General features: G+C 67.8%; 15 protein-coding genes. 2 read left to right on the top strand and 13 right to left on the bottom strand.

The window, feature by feature from the left end:
• Nucleotides 1–12: 12 nt before the first annotated feature.
• The 9 genes from AC13D8_RS12700 to AC13D8_RS12660 form a co-directional block, all read right to left on the bottom strand.
• Nucleotides 13–1047: a sodium:calcium antiporter gene (locus tag AC13D8_RS12700; protein ID WP_482969141.1), complete on the bottom strand. Its 1035-nt coding sequence runs from the start codon at nt 1045–1047 to the stop codon at nt 13–15.
• An 80-nt stretch (nt 1048–1127) separates the two neighbouring features.
• Nucleotides 1128–1955, bottom strand: a complete 828-nt coding sequence (gene dapD / locus AC13D8_RS12695; RefSeq protein WP_482969140.1) for a 2,3,4,5-tetrahydropyridine-2,6-dicarboxylate N-succinyltransferase — start codon at nt 1953–1955, stop codon at nt 1128–1130.
• A gap of 94 nt (nt 1956–2049) precedes the next feature.
• The gene (locus AC13D8_RS12690; protein ID WP_482969139.1) at nt 2050–4497 is read right to left on the bottom strand and encodes a GcvT family protein; all 2448 of its coding nucleotides are present in this window, start codon (nt 4495–4497) and stop codon (nt 2050–2052) included.
• Nucleotides 4498–4553: 56 nt separating this feature from the next.
• The gene (locus AC13D8_RS12685) at nt 4554–5450 is read right to left on the bottom strand and encodes a homocysteine S-methyltransferase family protein (RefSeq protein WP_482969138.1); all 897 of its coding nucleotides are present in this window, start codon (nt 5448–5450) and stop codon (nt 4554–4556) included.
• Nucleotides 5447–6511: a zinc-binding dehydrogenase gene (locus AC13D8_RS12680; protein WP_482969230.1), complete on the bottom strand. Its 1065-nt coding sequence runs from the start codon at nt 6509–6511 to the stop codon at nt 5447–5449. The genes AC13D8_RS12685 and AC13D8_RS12680 overlap by 4 nt, the downstream gene beginning before the upstream one ends.
• A 2-nt stretch (nt 6512–6513) precedes the next feature.
• Nucleotides 6514–8964 carry a GcvT family protein gene (locus tag AC13D8_RS12675; RefSeq protein WP_482969137.1) on the bottom strand — a complete coding sequence of 817 codons (2451 nt, stop codon included), beginning with the start codon at nt 8962–8964 and terminating at the stop codon, nt 6514–6516.
• Nucleotides 8965–8976: 12 nt separating this feature from the next.
• Nucleotides 8977–9348: a GFA family protein gene (locus AC13D8_RS12670; protein ID WP_206018376.1), complete on the bottom strand. Its 372-nt coding sequence runs from the start codon at nt 9346–9348 to the stop codon at nt 8977–8979.
• Nucleotides 9348–9968, bottom strand: coding sequence for a LysE family translocator (locus AC13D8_RS12665; protein ID WP_482969136.1), 621 nt, complete (start codon nt 9966–9968; stop codon nt 9348–9350). Before AC13D8_RS12665 ends, AC13D8_RS12670 begins: the two co-directional genes overlap by 1 nt.
• A 9-nt stretch (nt 9969–9977) precedes the next feature.
• Nucleotides 9978–10550 carry a helix-turn-helix domain-containing protein gene (locus tag AC13D8_RS12660; protein ID WP_104019617.1) on the bottom strand — a complete coding sequence of 191 codons (573 nt, stop codon included), beginning with the start codon at nt 10548–10550 and terminating at the stop codon, nt 9978–9980.
• Nucleotides 10551–10740: 190 nt separating this feature from the next.
• Here AC13D8_RS12660 and rnr point away from each other — a divergent pair, with 190 nt between their 5' ends.
• Together rnr and AC13D8_RS12650 are read left to right on the top strand one after the other, a co-directional pair.
• Nucleotides 10741–12996, top strand: a complete 2256-nt coding sequence (rnr, locus tag AC13D8_RS12655) for a ribonuclease R (protein ID WP_482969135.1) — start codon at nt 10741–10743, stop codon at nt 12994–12996.
• Nucleotides 12997–13093: 97 nt separating this feature from the next.
• Complete coding sequence (locus AC13D8_RS12650) at nt 13094–14422, top strand: lytic murein transglycosylase (RefSeq protein ID WP_482969134.1); 1329 nt, start codon at nt 13094–13096, stop codon at nt 14420–14422.
• Nucleotides 14423–14431: 9 nt separating this feature from the next.
• On the opposite strand, the gene AC13D8_RS12645 is transcribed toward AC13D8_RS12650, so the two are convergent.
• The 4 genes from AC13D8_RS12645 to AC13D8_RS12630 form a co-directional block, all read right to left on the bottom strand.
• Nucleotides 14432–14785 (bottom strand): H-type lectin domain-containing protein, encoded by a 354-nt coding sequence (locus AC13D8_RS12645; protein WP_104019614.1) that lies wholly within the window; start codon nt 14783–14785, stop codon nt 14432–14434.
• A gap of 216 nt (nt 14786–15001) precedes the next feature.
• Nucleotides 15002–15685: a cysteate racemase gene (cuyB, locus tag AC13D8_RS12640; protein WP_482969133.1), complete on the bottom strand. Its 684-nt coding sequence runs from the start codon at nt 15683–15685 to the stop codon at nt 15002–15004.
• Between the two features lie 8 nt (nt 15686–15693).
• Nucleotides 15694–16989 (bottom strand): histidinol dehydrogenase, encoded by a 1296-nt coding sequence (hisD, locus tag AC13D8_RS12635; RefSeq protein ID WP_482969132.1) that lies wholly within the window; start codon nt 16987–16989, stop codon nt 15694–15696.
• 128 nt (nt 16990–17117) lie between these two features.
• Nucleotides 17118–17555 carry a low molecular weight protein-tyrosine-phosphatase gene (locus AC13D8_RS12630; RefSeq protein ID WP_482969131.1) on the bottom strand — a complete coding sequence of 146 codons (438 nt, stop codon included), beginning with the start codon at nt 17553–17555 and terminating at the stop codon, nt 17118–17120.
• Between the last annotated feature and the right edge of the window lie 16 nt (nt 17556–17571).

The following is a 17571-nucleotide window of genomic DNA, read 5'->3' as shown; positions in this document are numbered from 1 at the left end:
TACCGCCCGGTCTCAGCCCTGGGCAATCACCTGCACCGTGACCGCCCCGATATAGATCGCGAAGAGCAGGACGCTCTCGACCCCGATCCGCGCCGGCCCGTGTTTCTGCCGCAGGATCAGGCCCGCCAGCAGGACCGAGGTCATCAGCAGGCCGACCGCGATCCAGAACACGTCCGCCGCCTGCATCGCGTGATAGATCGAGCCTTCGCGATAGGCGATGTCCGACAGTACCAGGAACAGCACGTCGAAGGTGTTGCCGCCGATGATTCCGCCCACGGCAAGTTGCAGCGCGCCGCGCCGGATCGCCGTTAACGTCGTGACAAGCTCGGGCATCGAGGTGACGACCGCCGTGATCAGCGCCCCCACGAGGCTGGAGCCAAGCTGGTAGCGCCCGATAAGCTCTGCCCCGACCTGGCTGATGACCCATCCCCCGGCCCCCATCAGGCAGACGAGCCCGCCGAAGACCAGCAGCAGGCCCATCACCGGGCGGTGGCGTTCGGCCTCGTCCTCGGGCACGTCGTGGCGCGTCTGGCTGGTCTGCGTCGGTCGCCACATCGGCGTTTCACGGATGCGCGCGCCCACGCGCACCGAGGTCACGTAGACCAGGAACAGCACGACCGAGACCGGGTGAAGCCCGACGACCGTCACCTCCGGCCCGGCCATCGCCGCCAGAGGCAGGCTCAGCATCCCGATCAGCACCACGCACTGGAACAGGTTGGCCGGTTCGGCCACCGCGTGTTCGAGGTTGCTGCGCCGGTAGAGCACATCGGCGATGGCAAGAAACAGGGTCTGTGCCGCGATGCCGCCGATGGCGTTGGAGATGGCAAAGCTCGCATCCCCCGCGCTCGCCGCGGTGACCGACACCACCGTGCCCGACAGCGACGTGGCCGCGCCGAGCAGCGTGGCACCGATGATCGCCTCGCCCAGCCGGGTCCGGTCGGCGATCATGTCGGCCAGCCCGGTCGCCCGCAACGAGCAAACGATGACCACCCCGGCGGCCCCGGCAAACAGCGCCATCAGTAGCTCGAAGGACAGCGCCGGGATCATCTGCGTGCCCCGGCGCGCGGGGAAGGATCGCGATCCGCGCTCATGGCCTCAGACTTGTGCCGTGGGGCCGGGGTGTCAACTCAGTCGCGCAGCAGCTCGTTGATCGCGGTCTTGGAACGCGTCTGCGCGTCCACCCGCTTCACGATCACCGCGCAATAGAGGTTGACCCCGCCCTTGGACGGAATCGACCCCGAGACCACGACCGAGTAGGGCGGCACCTCGCCGATGAACACCTCGCCGGTCTCGCGGTCCACGATCTTGGTGGACTTGCCGATGAACACGCCCATTCCCAGCACCGAACCCTCGCGCACGATACAGCCCTCGACCACCTCGGACCGCGCACCGATGAAACAGTTGTCCTCGATGATCGTCGGCCCCGCCTGCATCGGTTCCAGCACGCCGCCGATGCCGACGCCGCCCGACAGGTGCACGCCTTTGCCGATCTGCGCGCAGCTGCCCACGGTCGCCCAGGTGTCCACCATCGTACCCTCGTCCACATAGGCACCGAGATTGACGAAGGAGGGCATCAGCACCACGCCGGGCGCGATATAGGCGGATTTGCGCACCACGCAGTTCGGGACCGCGCGGAAACCGGCGGCGCGCCATTCGGCCTCGCCCCAGCCCTTGAACTTGTTGTCGACCTTGTCCCACCAGCCGCCGCCCTGCGCGCCGCCCGGATGGATTTCCATGTCCTTGATGCGAAAGCCCAGAAGCACCGCCTTCTTGGCCCATTGGTTGACGTGCCAGGTACCGTCCTCGTGACGTTCGGCCACCCGCAGGCGGCCCGAATCAAGCGCGTCGAGCGTGGCCTCGATGGCCTCGCGGGTCTCGCCGCCGGTGGCGGGCGTGATCGTGTCGCGCGCCTCCCAGGCGGCTTCGATGGCGGTTTCAAGTGCGGCGTTGGACATCTGCGTTTCCCCAGGGTCAGTTCTCGCGTTGTCCTCGCCTATAGGGGCAGACGGCGACAGGATCAATGCGACCGACCGCGGCGCGTGCGCGACCTCAGCCGCGCATCCGCTCGGATTTCGGGTCATACATGGGCCGCAGGCTCGCCTCGGCGCGCACGCGCGTACCCGCCACGTCGATCTCGTAGCTTGACGCCAGCACCTGCTCCGCGCTCTCGCCCGCGCAAGGCACATATCCCATGCCGATGGCGCCGCCGAGGTGGTGGCCATAGGCACCGGAACTCAGGTAGCCCACGATCTCGCCATCCCGCAGCAGCGGCTCGTTGTGATAGAGCATCGGCGCCGGGTCGGTCAGCCGGAATTGCAGCATCCGCCGCTCCAGCCCCGCCTCGCGCTTGGCGAGCACGGCCTCGCGCCCGATGAAGTCGGGCTTGGCGGTCTTCACCGCGAATCCCAGGCCCGCCTCCAGCACGTGATCCTCGCAGGTGATGTCATGCCCGAAATGGCGAAACGCCTTCTCGATCCGACAGCTATCCATCGCGTGCAGACCACACAGCCGCAGCCCATGATCCGCGCCCGCCTCGCTCAGCACCTCGAAGACATGGCCCGCCATGTCGGCACTCACGTAGATTTCCCAGCCAAGCTCGCCGACGTAAGACACGCGATGCGCCCGCGCCAGCCCCATGCCGATCTCGATCTGCCGCGCCCATCCAAAGGGATGCGCCTCGTTCGACATGTCATCGGGTGACACCGCGCGCATCAGGTCGCGCGCCTTCGGCCCCATCACCGCCAGCACGCCCTCGGCGGCGGTGACGTCCGTTATCACCACCATCCGCCCCCCCAGATGCCGACGCAGCCAGGTTTCATCGGCCAGCCGCGTGGCGGCAGGGGTGACCACCAGATAGGCGGTCTCCGATAGCCGTGTCACGGTCACATCGGCCTCGATCCCGCCCCGCGGGTTGAGGAATTGCGTATAGACGATACGCCCCACCGGCACCGACATATCCGCCCCGCAGACATGGTTGAGAAACGCCTCCGCCTCCGGCCCTTCCACCCGCAGCTTGCCAAAGCTCGACATGTCGTAGAGGCCCACGCCCTCGCGGATGGCCCGATGCTCGGCGGCGGCATTGTCGAACCAGTTCTGGCGGCCCCAGGAATAGGCATAGGCACGCTCCTGCCCCTCGCGGGCGAACCAGTTGGCGCGCTCCCATCCCGTCGCCTCGCCCATCACCGCGCCATGCGCCAGCAATTGCGTGTGAAACGGTGTGCGCCGCACGCCACGCGCGGTAGCCTTCTGCCGGTAGGGGTAGTGATCGGCATAGAGCAGGCCGAGCGTCTCTTTCGACCGCTCATAGAGGTACTGCCGGTTGCCCTGAAACGGCTGCATCCGCGCGATATCCACGTCGCCCAGGTCAAATGGCTTCTCGCCATCCTCCATCCATTGCGACAGCGCATGCCCCGCACCGCCCGCCGATTGGATGCCGATGGAGTTGAACCCGGCGGCCACCCAAACATTGTCCATCTCGGGGCACAGCCCCAGGTGATAGGCATCATCGGGGGTAAAGCTTTCTGGACCGTTAAAGAACGTGTGAATCCCCGCCTCGGCCAGCATCGGCATCCGGTTGACGGCCGCCTCGAGGATCGGCTCGAAATGGTCGAAATCCTCCGGCAACTGATCGAACTCGAAACTCTCGGGAATGCCCGCCATCCCCCACGGCTTGGCATTGGGCTCAAACGCCCCGAGCATCATCTTGCCCGCATCCTCCTTGTAATAGGCGCATTCATCCGGCACCCGCAGGACCGGAAGCCGCGACAGACCCGCGATCGGCTCGGATACGATATAGAAATGCTCGCAGGCATGCAGCGGCACGTTCGTTCCGGCCATCCGCCCCACCTCGCGGCCCCACATCCCCGCGCAATTGACGATCATGTCGCAGGCGATATGGCCGCTGCTACCATCCTCGCCTTGCCAGTCCACGCCGGTCACGCGGCGGCCCTGCCGCGCGATGCCCGTCGCCTTCACCCGCTCGGCCACCCTCGCGCCGCGGTTGCGCGCCCCCTTGGCCAGCGCCAGCGCGATATTGGCCGGGTCGGCCTGTCCATCGGTCGGCAGCCACACGCCCCCGGTCACGCCGTCGAGGTTGATATGCGGGTAACGGTCCTTGATCTCGGCGGGGCTCAGCTCCTCAACCGGCACGCCAAAGGCGCGGGCCATCGCGGCGCTGCGCATCAATTCCTCGCGGCGGTCAGCGGTCAGCGCCGCCGAGATCGACCCCCCCTGCCGAAAGCCGGTGGCGATGCCCGTCTCGGCCTCCAGCCCGGTATAAAGCTCCGCCGAATAGCGCGCGAGGCGCGTCATGTTGGCGGTGGCCCTGAGCTGCCCGATTAGCCCCGCCGCGTGCCATGTGGTCCCGGAGGTCAGTTGCTTTCTCTCCAGCAGCACCACGTCGCTCCAGCCCAGCTTGGTCAGGTGATACGCGACGGAACAGCCCACTACGCCGCCGCCGATGATGACCACGCGGGCCTGCGTTGGAAGATCGGTCATGATTCACCTCGTGTCATGGTTGGGCCGGAGTATTTCCGGCAAGAAGAAACAGCGGGTCAGACGATGCCATGGCCTGCCTCGCGGATACGTCGCGCCAGCTCGGCGATATGGGCCGGGCCGATCTCGCAGCAGCCGCCGACGATGGTGGCACCCTGCGCGATCCAGCCCATCGCCGCCTCGGCATGGACGGCGGGGCTGAGGTCGGTGCGTTGCTCAAGTGCGTCGACCGTGGGCGCGGCGCCGAGAAAGCCGTCGCTGATCCGGGTAAAGCCATTGGCATAGGCCCCGAAGGGCAGGCCAAACGCCGCGATTTCGCCCAGCCCCTGCGTGATCGCCTCGGGCGGCGAGCAGTTGAGCAGGATCGCATCGGGCGGCATCTCGGCGATAAGCGGGGCCAGCGCCCCAAGCGGCTCGCCCGAGCGCAGGCGGGTGCCGTCGTCGTCCATCACCGACACGGCGAGCCAGACGGGCAGGGCGGTCTTGCGCGCGGCCATCAGCGCGCCGCGCGCCTGATCGACGGAAGCCATGGTTTCCAGCAACAGCAGGTCGACACCGGGCGCAAGCGCCGCCACCGGCTCGGCATAGATGCGCGCGGCTTCCTCGGCAGGGGGGCAGAGGTCGGGGCGATAGGATTGCACCAGCGGCCCGAGCGCCCCGGCCACGCGGCCATATCCGTGTGCGTCGCGCGCGGCACGGGCGGCGGTTACGGCGGTCCCGGCAAGGCGGGCCACCTGATCCTCCAGCCCCACCCGCGCCAGCCGGTCGCGCAGCACCGCGTAGGTGTTGGTGGTGGCCACCGTGGCCCCGGCGGCGAAATAGGCGTCATGCACCTCCCGCACGAGGTCGCCGTGGTCAATCATCACCTGCGTGGACCACAGCGGCGTTGCCCGGTCGCCGGAGCGTTTCACAAGCTCCTGCCCGATGGAGCCGTCAAGCAACGTGATTGCAGTCATGTAGCGGTCTCCTGTGGCAGCAGGACCAGCTTGCCGGCATCGGCCTTGGCCTGGAAATCCTCCTGCGCGCGGGCGATGTCGCGCAGTGGATAGGTGGCTTTGATGCGCGGACGAACCTCGCCTTTGCGCACCATATCCATCAGCCGGGCAAAGACGTAGCTAGACTGGTAGGTGCAGCCGTGGATCGTGATATCGCGCAGGTAGATGCGGCGCAGATCGGCGCTGACCATCGGCCCGGCGATGGCACCCGCCACCGCGTAGTGCCCGCCCGGGCGCAGTGCGTCGATGAACGCGGGGAAGGCGGGGCCGCCCACGAGGTCGATCACCGCGTGGAAGCGGTCTTCGGGCAGCGGGGCGTCGCGCGCGATCACCTCGACCGCGCCTTCTTCCTTCACGATCTCCGCTTTGGCGGGGGCAGCGATGCCGGTCACCCGCGCGCCCATTGCGGCCGCCAGTTGCACCGCCGCCAACCCGACATTGCCCGAGGCCCCGGTGATCAAAACCTCCTGTCCCGCCGCCACGCCCGCCCGGTCGAGCAGGCCGAGCGCGGTGCCGAAGGCGCAGGGGATGGCGGCGATTTCCACGTCCGAGAGCGGTGCGTCGCTCACGTCATGCAGGTCGTCGGCCCTCATCAGGCAATACTCGGCAAAGGCCCCGTCGATCTCCGAGCCGAGGGCGACGAAGCCCACCGGGTTGTCCGGCGTCGGGCGGGGGATGTTGATGGGGCAGGTGACGCGCGCGCCGAGCGCCGGGGTGGTGACGCCCGCGCCCTGCGCCACCACCTCGCCGCACAGGTCGCCGCCTTGTATCAGCGGAAAGCGCAGCGCCCCCGACCAGCCCCCGGCCTCGACACCCTCGCCGGTCTCGCCGGTGGCCCCCGTCACCTCCGCCGCGTACCAGCCCTCGCGCGTGTTGATATCGGTGTTGTTCACCCCCGCCGCCAGCACCCGGACCAGCACCTCGCCCGGTCCGGGTCGCGGCACGGGGATATCCTCGCGCCAGTCCAGCGCCCCGGGCCCGCCGTGGCGGGTAAGGTACACGCCGCGCATGGTGGCGGGCAGGGTCACGCGCGCAGCCTCTCGTTCTCCGGATCCCACAGCGGCGCGTCGGGCAGCACCACCGCCGGGCACCGCTCGCCGTAGATTTCAACCTCCAGCTTTGTGCCCGGAACCGCGAGGTCCGCCCGCAGCATGGCGAGCGCCACCGACGCCCCGACCCGGTAGCCCCAGGCCCCGGATGTGGTCTCACCCACGATCTCGCCCCCGTGCCAGATCGTCGACATGTAGGGCGCGTCCGCCGCCCCCGCCTCGACGATCAGCGGTGCAAACCGTTTCGTCACCCCGCGCTGCTTCTCGGCCAGAAGCGCCGCCTTGCCGGGAAACTCCTGCGGCTTGTCGAGCTTGACGAACCGATCCAGCCCGCCCTCCAGCATCGAGTAATCGGTCGAGAGGTCCCCTTTCCACGCGCGATACCCCTTCTCGATGCGCAAGGAGTTCAGCGCCCACATGCCAAAGGGTTTTGCTCCCGCGTCGACGACCGCCTCGTAGATTGCCGGGATATCGGCGTTTTCCGCATGGATTTCCCAGCCGAGTTCGCCGGCGAAAGAGACCCGCAGCAGCGCGGCCCATCGCCCCGCCACCTCCGCCTCCTGAAAGCTGAGCCAGGGCAGGGACAGGTCGGCGTTGGTGAGGGGGCTGAGCACGTCCCGCGATTTCGGTCCGGTGACGATCAGGGTCGACATCCGGTCGGTCCAGTCCTCCAACGTGAAACCGGCCTCCTCGGGCATGTGCCGCTCCAGCCATTCGCGGTCATGCCATTGCGCAGACGCGGCGGTGACCAGCACGAACAGGTCCTCGGCCTCGCGCGTCACCGACATCTCTGTGACGATGCGCCCCCGGTCGTCGGTGAAATACACGAGCCCCACGCGCCCCACCTTGGGCAAGGCCCCCGTGACCAGCCCGCGAAGCCAGTCATCGGCCCCCGGCCCCTGCACCTTGAACCGCGAGAAACCGGGCAGGTCGAGCACGCCGCAATGGTCTCTCACCGCCTCGCATTCTTGCCGGATGCGCGGCTCCCACGGCCCCGCGCGGTCCCAGGTCTGCGTGGCCTCTTCCGACGTGTCGTCGCCTGGCTGCGCAAACCAGTTGGCGCGCTCCCAGCCGTTATAGTCGCCCATCTGACCGCCCATTTCCTTGATCCGGTCATGCACGGGGCTGAGCTTGCGGTCGGGTGCAGCCGGCCAGCGGTGCCAGGGGAAATGCATGGCGTATTCGTGGCCATAGACCTCCATCCCCTTCGCCACGCAATACGCGTGATCGGTGTAATCGGTGTAGCGGCGCGGGTCGCACGACCACATGTCCCACTCGGGCGCGCCTTCCGTCACCCATTCGGCCAGCACCTTGCCCGCGCCACCGCCCTGCGCGATGCCAAAGGTAAAGACGCAAGCCTCGAACGCATTGGGCACCCCCGGCATGGGGCCAAGCAGCGGCATCCCGTCCGGCGCATAGGGGATCGGCCCGTTGATGATCTTGCTGATCCCCGAGGTGCCCAAGAGCGGCACCCGCGCCATCGCGTCGGTCACGATCTCCTCGATCCGGTCGATATCCTCCTGCCAGAGCTGAAAGCTGAAATCGTCGGGCATGGGATCGCTCGGGTCGGCCCAATGGGCGCGACAGCGTGGCTCGTAAGGCCCGAGGTTAAAACCGTGCTTTTCCTGCCGCAGGTAGTAGGAGACATCGACATCCCGCAACAGCGGCAGCTTGCGGCCCTGCTCCTGCGACCACGCCTCGATCTCGGGGATTTCCTCGGACAGAAGGTATTGATGGCTCATCACCATCATCGGCACGGTCCGCCCGCCATAGGGCTTGAACCATTCGCCGACACGCTGCGCATAATAGCCCGCGGCGTTCACCACGATCTCGCAGCGGATCTCGCCCTTCTCCGTCTCGACGATCCATTCGCCGTTCTCGCGCCGCACGCCGGTAGCGGGGCAGAAACGCAGCACGCGCGCGCCCATCTCCCGCGCCCCCTTGGCCAGCGCCTGCGTCAGTTGCGCGGGGTCGATATCGCCGTCGTTGGGGTCATAGAGCGCGCCGTGCAAGTCATGCGTCTCGATGAAGGGATAGCGCGCCTTGATCTCACCCACCCCGAGGATTTCGAGGTCCATCCCCTGGTGCTTGCCCATCCCCTTGGCGCGCTCGAATTCCTGCATCCGCTCGCGCGAATGCGCCAGCCGGATAGAGCCCGTCTGGTGATAGTTCATCGGATAGTCGACCTCGGCCCCGAGCCGCGCGTAAAGCTCGGTCGAGTAGCGCTGCATGTTCATCACCGACCAGCTCGTGGAAAAGGTGGGCACGTTGCCCGCCGCGTGCCAGGTGCTTCCGGCGGTCAGTTCGTTGCGCTCCAGCAGGACGCTGTCGGTCCAGCCCGCGCGGGCCAGGTGATAGAGGCAGGACGCCCCCACGGCGCCCCCGCCGATGATGACCGCGCGTGCGGTCGTTGGAATCTCAGCCATGTCTCCCCTCGCTCACTCTTTCTGCGGCAACCCGTCCGCGATGTCGTAATAGTCACCCTTGTCGGCGACAAAGATATGCTTCTCCAGCCTCACGCCGGTCGGCTCGTCCAGCGCACCAAGCGCGAAACTCATCGTGTCCTCACCGTGCGCCTTCCAGAACAGGAACGATCCGCAGCGCGGGCAAAAGCCGCGTTTCGCGGTGGTGCTCGCCTCGTACCATGTGACCCGGCCGGTGATTGCGATGTCGTGCTCCGGCGCGTAAGCCGAGGCCCAGAGGTGCCCCGATTGATTGCGGCATTGTCCGCAATGGCACACGCTTGGCCCCTCCGGCGCCGCGTTCACGGTAAATGTGACGTCCCCGCACAGACACGATCCCTTGTGCATCATATCCTCCCCGGTGTTGCGGCGCTGCCCAGGGCCACGCCATAGAGCACGAAAGCGGCGGCCATCCCCCGCCGCAGCCAGACATTGAACACGGCTCCCAAAGCCGCCCGCCCCAGCCCCGCGCCAAGCGCGGTAAAGCCGGTATAGCTGAGCGCCGTGATGGTCAGCGCGGTGGGGAAAATCACCCACATCTGATCCCAGATCGGCACGCCCGGCTGCACGAATTGTGAAAACGCGGCGAGATAGCCCGCCACGCTCTTGGGATTGATCGTGGCCACCATGAAGGCCCGCCAGAACACCGACCCGCCGCTTTGCGTGCCGGTCTCGATGGGCCGTCGCGCCCGCATCCAGCCGCGTATGCCGAGCCAGATGAGCACACCCGCACCGGCGAGTTTCGCGGCCTCGAACGCCACCGGCGACGCGGCGATCAAGGCGGTGATCCCCGCCGCCGACAGGGTTAGGAACAGAGTTGCCTGTGTCAGGATCGCCGCCACCGCCCAGAGGCCGCGGCGGAACCCGACATGCATGCCGGTCTGGATGCAGTTGATATGATTCGGCCCCGGCGTGGTGACGAACACCACCCAGAAGAGGGCAAAGACGGTCCAGGCCTCCCAGCTCATCCCGCGCCCTCAATAGACCGGCGGGGCGATCACCCAGATCGCCACGCAGGGGGTGTCATAGGGGTTGGCCCAGGAATATGGCTCACCGCGAAAGCGAAAGCTGTCGCCGGGGCCGAGGGTGAACCGCCGTCCACCGATGCTCAGGTCGAGTCGGCCAGAGACGATATAGCCCACCTCCTGCGTGGGCCGCTGTGCCGCGCGCTGCATTTTCGATGCAGGCTCGAAGGTCGAGTGGATGACCTCGAAATCGTCGGTCAGGTCGGGCGATAGCAACTCCTCGATCAGGCCCTCCTCGCCCGACCCCATCGGTCGCCGCGCGCCCGCGCGCACCACGTATCCCTGCTCTTCGGCGGGGGCGCTGGCATGACCGAACAGCAGCGACATCGGCACGCCCAGCACCTCGGCCACCTGCCGCAGGTCGCTGATCGACGGCTCCGACAGGTCGCGCTCGACCTGAGACAGCCAGCCCACCGACCGCCCCAGCCGCCCGGCCAGCGCCGCGAGCGTCATGCCCCGCGCCTTGCGCAGCGCGCGCAAGTCGGCGCCGAGGGTGCGCGTCTCGCTCGGGTCCTGTTGCAGCATCGGCGGCATGCTCCCTGTGAAGATTCTCGGTTCCCCCGATCCTGCGCGGGGAAAATGAAAATTCCAAGGATTTTTTCACGCACGATGGATGAGGCCGACGCGATACCGACGAAATACCGACAGAATACCGACACGGTTTCAGCCGCTTTTCGCGGATGACGCGCCCGGCGCGCCGTGCTACGTGCAGGCCATGAGCCAACTGCCCTCCAAGGCGGAAATCCTGCAATGGATTTCCGACAACCCGACCCTCACCTCCAAGCGCGATATCGCCAAGGCCTTTGGTATCAAGGGGGCTGCGCGGATCGACCTCAAGCGCGTCCTGCGCGAGCTAGAGGCCGAAGGACACTTGGAAAAACGCAAGAAGACCTACCGCGACCCCGAGCGCCTGCCGCCCGTCACGGTGCTGCAAATCAATGCGCTGACGCCCGATGGCGAACTGCTCGCCCGGCCACTGGAATGGCACGGCGAGGGGGTGGAGCCGGTGGTGCTGGTGCTGCCCCGCGCCGCCGACCCGGCGCTGGGCGAGGGCGACCGCATTCTCGCCCGCGTGCATGACGTGCGCGCCGAAGCGCACCATTACGAGGCCCGCCTCATCCGCCGTATCGGGGCCAACCCACGGAAAGTACTTGGGATTTTTCGCAAGAGCGAAGAGGGCGGCCGGATCGTTCCCATCGACAAGGGCGTGGGAAAGGAATGGCTCGTCGCACGCGACGCCACCGGCGGCGCGCAGGATGGCGAGCTGGTCGAGGCCGAGCAGGCCGGGCCGCCGGGGCGCATGGGATTGCCGCGCGCGCGGGTGCTCGACCGGCTGGGCGATCCCTCGGCACCCAAGGCCGTGTCGCTGATCGCCATCCATCAGCACGGCATCCCGGACGAATTTCCCGACGAGGTGATCGCCGAGGCCGATGCGATGAAACCCGCCGGCCTCAAGGGCCGCACGGATCTGCGCGACCTGCCGCTCATCACCATCGATCCGTCGGACGCGCGCGACCATGACGACGCCGTCCACGCCCATGCCGATGATGACCCGAAAAACCCCGACGGCCACGTCATCTGGGTCGCCATCGCCGATGTCGCCCACTACGTGCGCCCCGGCTCCGCGCTCGACAACGAGGCGAAAAAACGAGGCAATTCCAGCTACTTCCCCGATCGGGTGGTGCCCATGCTGCCGGACCGCCTCTCCGCGGACCTGTGCAGCCTGCACGAGGGTGTCCCGCGCCCCTGCATCGCCGTGCGGATGCAGATCGACGCAGCAGGCGAAAAGATCGGCCATCGCTTCGTGCGCGGACTGATGTGCTCTGCGGCGTCACTCTCCTATGCCCAAGTGCAGGCGGCGATGGACGGCGCGCCCGATGACAAGACTGAACCCCTGCTGGAGGACGTGATCCGCCCGCTCTACGCCGCCCACGCCGCGCTCGCCAAGGCGCGCCACCGGCGGCAGCCGCTCGACCTCGATCTGCCTGAGCGCAAGGTCGAGCTGAGCGACGAGGGCAAGGTCACTTCGGTGCGTTTCGCCGAACGGCTCGAGGCGCACCGGCTCATTGAGGAGTGCATGGTGCTCGCCAATGTCGCCGCCGCCGAGGCGCTGACCACCCGCAAGAGCCCGCTCTTGTTCCGCGTCCACGAGGAGCCACCGGCTGAAAAGCTCGACACGCTGCGCGAGGTGGCCGAGACTGCGGGGCTGGTGCTGGCCAAGGGGCAGGTGCTGCGTACCGCGCATCTCAACGCGCTCCTGCACGCCGCGCGCGATACGGACCATGCCGAGGTCATCAACATGTCCACCCTGCGCGCCATGACGCAAGCCTATTACGCGCCGCAGAATTTCGGGCATTTCGGGCTATCGCTGCGGGCCTATGCGCATTTTACCTCACCCATCCGGCGCTATGCCGACCTGATCGTGCATCGCGCGCTCATCTCGGCGCATGGCTGGGGCAAGGACGGGCTGAGCGGCCCCGAGATCGAAGGACTCGACGCCACCGCACAGCATATCTCGGATACGGAGCGCCGCTCGATGGTGGCGGAGCGTGACACCAATGATCGCTACCTCGCCGCCTTTCTCTCCGAGCGTTTGGGCGAGGAATTCACTGGCAAGATCAGCGGCATCGCCCGATTCGGCGTGTTCGTGAAGCTGGACGAGACCGGAGCGGACGGGCTCGTCCCGATGCGCGCACTGGGCCGCGAATATTTTCATTTCGACCCCGAGCGCGGCACCCTGATGGGGGCCGATACCGGGCGCATTATCGCACTGGGGCAGCGGGTCACCGTGCGCCTTGCCGAGGCGGCGCCGGTCTCGGGCGGGCTGGCTTTTGATCTCCTCGATATCGAGGGGTCACAGGTGCCCAAGGGTGAGGGCACAGCGCGTGGCAAGCCCCCGCGCCGCAAGATCGGCGCGGCGCGGCGCAAGTCGGCCAAGCTAAAGCGCAAGGCGGAGCGCAAGCGCGGCTGAGATCGGCGGCCACCCGCGCGGCACCGCCGGGATCGCTTTCGGAACGGAAACAATCGCGCTATGATCGACCAATAATCCGGGCAGGCGGAGACAGGCGATGCGGGCAGGACTGGTGTTGGTAACGGGGTTGGCGCTCCTTTTCGGGGGGGCAGTCGCGGCGTCGGTGACGGAATCCCCGCGCCCGCAATTGCGGCCGGGGTCCGGCGCGGTGAGTGCGGCGGTGGTGATCTCGGTGGACGTGCCGGTGCGCAGCCTGCGCCCGCGCGCCCGGCCCGATGTGGCTGACGGTGCCCGCGTCGCACTGGCAAGCGGCAATACGGGCTTTGACCGCTGGATCGCCGGGTTCCGGGCGCGAGCGGCCTCGGCGGGTATCCGTGGCGACGTGTTCGACCGCGCCTTTCAGGGCGTGCGCTATGACCCGGAGGTGGTGGCAAAGGACCGCAACCAATCCGAGTTCAAGCGCGAGATATGGGATTATCTCGACGCGGCGACCTCGCCGAAACGGGTCGAGGACGGGCGGGCCGCGCTGCGCCGCCATCGCCGCGTGCTGAATCGGATTGAGGCGCATTACGGCGTGGAAAAGGAGATTGTCACGGCGGTCTGGGGTATGGAGAGCACCTATGGCACGCGGCTCGGTGATCTGCCGCTGGTGCAATCGCTGGCGACTCTGGCCTATGACGGGCGGCGCGGCGCATTCTTCGAGAAACAGTTGATTGCCGCGATGCAGATCCTGCAATCGGGCGACGTGAACCCGCGCGATATGAAGGGCTCTTGGGCGGGCGCGATGGGGCACACGCAGTTCATCCCGACCTCCTATCTTGCCTATGCGGTAGATTTCACCGGTGACGGTCGGCGCGACGTGTGGTCAGACGATCCCACCGATGCGCTGGCCTCGACGGCGGCGTATCTCAAGCGGTTCGGCTGGCGCAAGGGGATGCCTTGGGGTGTGGAGGTACGCGTGCCGCGCGGGGCGTCCTTTGGCAACACCAGCCGGATGCCTTCGGACTGGGCGTCGCGCGGCGTGGTGGGGACAGACGGGCGCGCGGTGCGCGATTACGGCTCGGCGCGCATCCTGCAACCGGCGGGTCCGGCGGGGGCGTCGTTCATGGTGTTCGCCAATTTCGACGTCATCAAGCGCTACAACAACGCCGATGCCTATGCGCTCGGGGTGGGACATCTTGCCGACCGGATCGCGGGCGGCCCGCCCATCCAGGCGAGTTGGCCGCGCGGCTATGACCCGCTGAGCTTCGACGAGCGCAAGGAAATGCAGCGCCGATTGAAGCGCAAGGGATTCGCGGTGGAGAAGATCGACGGGATCGTGGGGCCCAATACGGTGGCTGCAATCCGGGCGTTCCAGCGATCGGTCGGGGCCGAGGCGGATGGTCTGCCCTCGCAACAGCTTCTCAGTCTTTTGCGACGCTCCTGAGCGCGGCGGTCATTCGAGATCGCGCCAGTCATCCTCGTGATGTGCCGCACCGATGGCAATCCAGCGTACCCGCACGCGGGCGATGCGCGTGTCGCCCCAGGTTCGAAAGACGATGTCGAACCCGCCCGCGGCAATGTTGTCGGCGCTCACCTCCATGCGGGCGTTGGTCCTGCAATCGGTATCCCACAGCGACAGGCCGACGTGGACGCTCGGCGCGGCCCGGAAGGGCGGGTCGAAGACCACCCGCTTGCGCCGTTCGCGCGTGCCCTCGGCGGTCCACATCTCGCCGCCATCCGCGAAATCGGAAAAGAGGGACTCGTCGCCCTGTGCGATCCCTATCGCCTCTCTCAACAAGACCTGCATGGCATTTCCGTCGATTTGATCCAGAAAGGTAACTGGTCCCGCCGAGGGGCGCGCAAGTCAAGCCCTCATCACTCTCGCCCCACGCCGCGGGAGCACCATGCTCCTGTCTTATGTCAGGTCGGGCCTATGTGTCCCGCCCCATTGATGCGCTGCGTCCATGACCGGGCCCAGGGCCTTGCGCGTACCATTTCCCGTGACGGACTTGAACGATCGGGATCAGGCGCGGGCGAAGTCCACGATGGCGGCGGTCAGGCAATCGAGGCTGTCGGTATGTTGTCGGTATTGCGTCGGTAATGCATCGGACATCAGCGAGAGTTCGGTGCAGGCGATCAGCAGGTGGTCGGCTCCTTGCGCGATGAGGGCCTCGGCCTCGGTGCGCAGGCGGGGACGGAGCGCGGAAAGCGCTTCGCCCGCCTTGACCGCGCGGATGACCGACAGGAGGGCCGCGTCGTCCTCGAGAAAGACAGGTGTGAGGCCATGAGCGGCGAAGGGCGCGTCGAACACTCCCGCGAGCCGGGTTGCGGGCGAGGCGAGCATGCCGATGCGCCGCGCGCCCGCCCTTGCCAGATGCGCGGCGGTCAGATCCAGCATGTCGAGAAACGGCAGCGCCGTCGCCTCGCGAACCGCCGGGGCGTAGTGATGCGCGGTGTTGCACGGCATGGCGAGCGCCTGCGCGCCGCCTGCCTCGAGGTCGCGGGCCATGCGCGCGAGGGTGGGGCCGGGGTCTTCTCCGGTGCCCTCGATCAGCGCCTTGATGCGGCTGGGCACCTGCGGGTTCTGGTGCACGAGGAGTGGCACGTGGTCGGAATCGTCGCGCGCGGGCACTGCCGCCATCACCTTTTGCATCAGGAGGATGGTGGCCTCTGGCCCCATCCCCCCGAGAATGCCCACGGTTTTCATCGGTCGCTCTACCCCGTCGAGGTGAGGGCACGGTCCTCCGCGCCCATGCGGATATCGGCGCTGCGCGCGTGCCCCTCCATCCCCTCCGCCCGGCTGAGCCGCGCCGTCACCCCGGCCAGATCGCCGAGCGCCTGGCGTTCGACCCTTTGCCAGGTAACCGTCTTGAGGAACTTGTGCACCGACAGCCCCCCCGTGTAGCGCGCGGCCCCGGAGGTGGGCAAGACATGGTTGGGCCCCGCCGCCTTGTCGCCGAAGGCCACGGTCGTTCGTTCGCCCAGAAACAGCGAGCCATAGGCGGTGAGCCGACCCAACCACCAGTCGAGATCGCGGGCCTGCACATGCAGGTGCTCGGGCGCGCGGTCGTCGGCATGGGCGGCCATTTCCTCGGCGCTGTCGCATAGCACCACCTCGCCCAGGTCGCGCCACGCGGTCGCGGCGGCGGTACGGTTTGGTTCGGGCAGGGCGGCGATGAGCGCGGGCACGCGCGCCATGACCGTCTCGGCCAGCGCGCGCGAGGTGGTCGCGAGCCACACCGGCGAGGTGGCGCCGTGCTCGGCCTGTCCCACGAGGTCGGCGGCGACGGTCTCGGGATCGGTGCTGTCATCGGCGAGCACGAGGCTGTCGGTGGGGCCTGCGAACATGTCGATGCCGACGGGGCCGAAAAGCTGGCGCTTGGCCTCGGCCACGTAGGCGTTGCCGGGACCGACGAGGATATCCGCCGCCGGGGCACCGAACAGGCCGAAGGCCATCGCCGCGACGCCCTGCACCCCACCAAGGCACAGGATGCGCGTGGCCCCGGCCAGATGCATCGTGTGCACCAGCGCATCGGGGATGCCGCCCGGCCCGGAGGGCGGCGAGCAGGCGGTGATGTCGCCCACGCCGGCCTCTCGCGCGGTGGCGATGGACATTAGCGCTGAGGCGATGTGGCTGTAGCGCCCGCCGGGGACGTAACATCCTGCCGCACGCACCGGGATCTGCTTCTGCCCGGCGATCAGGCCGGGGCGCAGCTCGATTTCCATGTCCTGCGCGGTGGCGCGCTGGGCGGCGGCAAAGCGCGAGATGTTATGATGCGCCCAGGCGATATCGTCCTTGAGCGCCTGCGGCACGCGGCCTGAGGCGGCTGCGATCTCGGCCTCGCCGAGCGTCACCGGCCCGTCCCAGCCATCGAGGTCGCGAGCGTATTCCAGCGCCACCTGCGCGCCGCCCGCCCGCAGCCGCGCGAGCATGACCTGCACCGTGTCGGCGATATCGGCAGCGGCCTGTGGCAGCTCTGCGTGGGCGGTCTTGAGGTATGTCAGCGGCATGGTGCGGGTCTCCTTCCCCTCTTGGAATGGGGCGCGGCGCCGTGACGGGCAAGCGATTTGCCGGGGATGTGACGGGGTTTTTCCAGCACGTGAAAGCCGGTTTCGGACTTTCCGAACGGGCGCGCGGATCAGAGCCGCGCGGCGAGACCCCGCGCGCAGCTCTCGATCAGGTCGAGCACACCGTCGAAATCGCGCGTGTAATAGGGGTCGGGGACGTGATCGGCACGCGCCTCGGGCGCGTAATCGGTGAGCAGGGTGACCGGCGTGGCGCAGTGCGCTGGCCGCAGCGCCTCGATCGCGCGGCGATTCTTGTCGTCCATCGCGACGATCAGGTCGAAGCGCTCGAAATCTGCCGCCTCGAATTGCCGCGCGCGCAGGTCCGAGATGTCGAGGCCGCGTGCCTGTGCCGCGTGCTGCATCGGGCCATAGGGCGGCTCGCCCACATGCCAATCGCTCGTGCCCGCGCTGTCGGTTTGGGCGCCCGGCAACAGCGCGCGAACCGCGCCCTCGGCGGCGGGTGAGCGGCAGATATTGCCAAGGCAGACAAAGAGAATCCGGGTGGTCATGGGGCCTCCGATCCGG

This window comes from Roseovarius sp. B-10 (assembly GCF_056859295.1).
This window is presented reverse-complemented; position numbering and strand designations above follow the sequence as displayed.

Coding starts and splice junctions, on each gene's coding strand:
- AC13D8_RS12690 (WP_482969139.1), bottom strand. CDS start 4,497: ATGACCGATCTTCCAACGCAGGCCCGCGTGGTCATCATCGGCGGCGGC.
- AC13D8_RS12675 (WP_482969137.1), bottom strand. CDS start 8,964: ATGGCTGAGATTCCAACGACCGCACGCGCGGTCATCATCGGCGGGGGC.
- AC13D8_RS12630 (WP_482969131.1), bottom strand. CDS start 17,555: ATGACCACCCGGATTCTCTTTGTCTGCCTTGGCAATATCTGCCGCTCA.
- AC13D8_RS12665 (WP_482969136.1), bottom strand. CDS start 9,968: ATGAGCTGGGAGGCCTGGACCGTCTTTGCCCTCTTCTGGGTGGTGTTC.
- rnr (WP_482969135.1), top strand. CDS start 10,741: ATGAGCCAACTGCCCTCCAAGGCGGAAATCCTGCAATGGATTTCCGAC.
- AC13D8_RS12685 (WP_482969138.1), bottom strand. CDS start 5,450: ATGACTGCAATCACGTTGCTTGACGGCTCCATCGGGCAGGAGCTTGTG.
- AC13D8_RS12650 (WP_482969134.1), top strand. CDS start 13,094: ATGCGGGCAGGACTGGTGTTGGTAACGGGGTTGGCGCTCCTTTTCGGG.
- AC13D8_RS12670 (WP_206018376.1), bottom strand. CDS start 9,348: ATGCACAAGGGATCGTGTCTGTGCGGGGACGTCACATTTACCGTGAAC.
- AC13D8_RS12700 (WP_482969141.1), bottom strand. CDS start 1,047: ATGATCCCGGCGCTGTCCTTCGAGCTACTGATGGCGCTGTTTGCCGGG.
- hisD (WP_482969132.1), bottom strand. CDS start 16,989: ATGCCGCTGACATACCTCAAGACCGCCCACGCAGAGCTGCCACAGGCC.
- AC13D8_RS12645 (WP_104019614.1), bottom strand. CDS start 14,785: ATGCAGGTCTTGTTGAGAGAGGCGATAGGGATCGCACAGGGCGACGAG.
- cuyB (WP_482969133.1), bottom strand. CDS start 15,685: ATGAAAACCGTGGGCATTCTCGGGGGGATGGGGCCAGAGGCCACCATC.
- dapD (WP_482969140.1), bottom strand. CDS start 1,955: ATGTCCAACGCCGCACTTGAAACCGCCATCGAAGCCGCCTGGGAGGCG.
- AC13D8_RS12660 (WP_104019617.1), bottom strand. CDS start 10,550: ATGCTGCAACAGGACCCGAGCGAGACGCGCACCCTCGGCGCCGACTTG.